General features: G+C 68.2%; 1 protein-coding gene. It reads left to right on the top strand.

All coding sequences use genetic code 11. The annotated features are described in order from the left end of the window. A partial coding sequence (locus tag G3N94_RS43355) for an ATP-binding cassette domain-containing protein (protein WP_205799992.1) occupies nucleotides 1-513 on the top strand: 513 nt, incomplete at both ends.

A 513-nucleotide genomic window follows, 5' to 3' on the forward strand; every position in this document is an offset into this window, starting at 1 on the left:
TCGACGGCCATCAGATCGCGGGGCTGTCGAGCCACCGGATCGCGCTGAAGGGCCTCGTGCGGACGTTCCAGAACATCCGCCTGTTCAAGTCGCTGACCGTCGTCGAGAACCTGCTCGTCGCGCAGCACCGCAAGGTGAAGTCGGGGCTGCTGCACGGCCTGTTCGCGACGCCGGCGTACCGGCGCGCGGAGAAGGAAGCGCTCGAACGCGCGGCCGTGTGGCTCGAGCGGATGAACCTGACGTCGGTTGCCAACCGGCCGGCGGGCACGCTGTCGTACGGGCACCAGCGGCGCCTGGAGATCGCGCGCTGCATGATCACCGAGCCGCGCCTGCTGATGCTCGACGAGCCGGCGGCGGGCCTCAACCCGCAGGAGAAGATCGAGCTGCAGCACCTGATCGACAAGCTGCGCCGCGAGTTCGGCGTGTCGGTGCTGCTGATCGAGCACGACATGAGCCTCGTGATGGGCGTGTCGGACCGCATTCTCGTGATGGAGCACGGCCGGCCGATCGTGA

The organism is Burkholderia sp. Ac-20353 (assembly GCF_017104785.1).
Lineage (GTDB): Bacteria > Pseudomonadota > Gammaproteobacteria > Burkholderiales > Burkholderiaceae > Burkholderia.